The following is a 1,971-nucleotide window of genomic DNA, read 5'->3' as shown; positions in this document are numbered from 1 at the left end:
GCCCGCGCGGCGGCCGCCGAGGAGGGCGTGCAGATCGGGCTCGGGGTGGGCCTGGGCCTGCTCTTCGGCCTGCTGCTCGCGGACCTGGTGGTGCCGCTGGTCCTGCTCACCCCCGAGGCGCACCGGCCGCTCCCGGCCGCCACCGTCCAGCTGCCGGCCGGCCAACTCGCCCTGCTGGTCCTGGCGATGGCGGCGCTGCCGGTGCTGCTGGTGGCCTGGCGCCTGCTGCGGCCGGGCCGGCCCTCGGAGACCACCGCCCGGCTGCGTCACTCGGAGGAGATGTGACCACCCCCCAGCCCACCGCGCCGCACCAGGAGCAGGACCAGGGCGCGGCCGCGCCGTGGGTGCGGACCAGGCTGCGCAGCAGCCGCCCGGCCGCCCTGCTGCTGGCCGCCCTGGTCCTGGGCACCAGCTTCCTGGCGGCCGGCTTCCCACGGGCCGTGGACCTGGCCGGTGACCGGGCCGTGCACCGCCTGCTGGCCGCCGCCCCGCCCGCCGACCGGGCCCTGACCGCCACCGCCCCGCTGAGCGACCCGAGCGCGCCACTGCCCGGGCAGCAGCCGGGCGCCGACGGCGAGCAGTACGACGACCACGTCCTGGCCGAGGTGCAACAGCGGTTGGAGCGGGACCTGGCCGCACCGCTGCGCCCCTCGCCCGCCGAGGAGTCGGTCGGCGTGCGCACCCTGGAGGGGCGGCTGCTGACCGATCCAGGCCTGCCGCTGATCGGCCAGGACCAGCCGGTGCTCACGCTCGCCTACCTGCGCGACCTGGCGGCGCACGTGCGCCTGCTGGCCGGCGTACTGCCCACCGCCCCGGCCCACCTGGACCAGCCCAGCCGCACGTTGAGCTTCCAGATCGCCCTGCCGAAGGCCACCGCCGACCTCTTCGGCGTCCAGGTCGGCACCGTGCTGCACACCAGCTCGCTCGACCCGGCCGCCGCCTCCCGCCCGAAGCTGACCGTCCTGGCCACCGTGGTCGGCGTCTTCCAGCCCCGGGACCCGGGCGCGGCGTACTGGTCCACCGTCGGCTGCGCCACCGCGCCGTGCCGCGCCACCTGGCCGGGCGGGGAGCAGCAGCGGTACTGGCGGGCCGGCGCCGTCGTCTCCTCGCTGGGCCTGTCCGAACTGGACGACTGGTACAGCGGGCCCGAGATGTTCTGGCAGGTCCCGGTGGACACCCGGACACCGGCCGCCTTCCAGCTCGACGCGGCCCGGCAGGTGCTGGCCGGCACGCTGGACGGCCCGGGGGCCGCCGACCTGGCGCAGCTCCTGGGGACGAGCGGGGTGGTCCGGTCCGCGCTGCCCGGGCTGCTGAGCGGCATCGAGCGCCAACTCGGCGCCGCCGCCACCGTCTACTCGGTCGGCGCGCTGGGCACCGGCGCGGTGGTGCTGGTGGTGCTGCTGCTGGCCGCCGGTCTGGCGGTGGACCGGCGGCGCGCCGAGCTGACCCTGCTGCGGGCCCGCGGCGGCTCGCTGCCCGCGATCTTCGCGCGGCTGGTGGGCGAGCAGGCGGTGGTCGTCCTGCCGGCGGCCCTGCTCGGCAGCGCACTGGCCCTCGCGCTGCTCCCCGCCCAGCGGTGGGGAGCGGCCCTCGGCTCCACCGCCGCACTCGTCCTGCTGACCCTGCTGGGCTTCCCGCTGCGGGCCTTCACGCTGCTGCACGCCGAGCGCCCACGGACCCGGCGCCCGGGCGAGCGGGCCCGCACGGTGCGCACCGGCCGGCTCTCCCGGGCGGTGCGCCGTACGGTCGGCGAGCCGCGCCGGCTGGTCGGCGAACTGGCCGGGCTCCTGCTGGCGGTGGCCGCGGTGGCGGCCGTGCGCCGGCGCGGGCCGACGCCCCCGGGCACCTCGGTGGACCTGCTGCTGAGCGCGGCTCCGCTGCTGCTGGCGCTGGCCGGCGCGCTGCTGCTGGCGGGCCTGCTGCCGCTGCTGCTGGCGCCGGCCGCGCGGCTGGCCCGCCGCGCCCGCGGCG

General features: G+C 78.7%; 1 protein-coding gene and 1 pseudogene. Both read left to right on the top strand.

The window, feature by feature from the left end; translation table 11 throughout:
• A partial coding sequence (locus ABD323_RS40720) for a hypothetical protein (RefSeq protein WP_344447151.1) occupies positions 1-285 on the top strand: 285 nt, incomplete at its 5' end.
• Positions 282-1,971: pseudogene (locus tag ABD323_RS40715) on the top strand (hypothetical protein); the annotation flags it as partial. The gene ABD323_RS40720 and the pseudogene ABD323_RS40715, both read left to right, overlap by 4 nt.

It is taken from the genome of Kitasatospora nipponensis (genome assembly GCF_039528135.1).
Classification (GTDB): domain Bacteria; phylum Actinomycetota; class Actinomycetes; order Streptomycetales; family Streptomycetaceae; genus Kitasatospora; species Kitasatospora nipponensis.
Note: the sequence above shows the minus strand (reverse complement) of the source record. Positions and strands in the feature narration are given on the sequence as shown.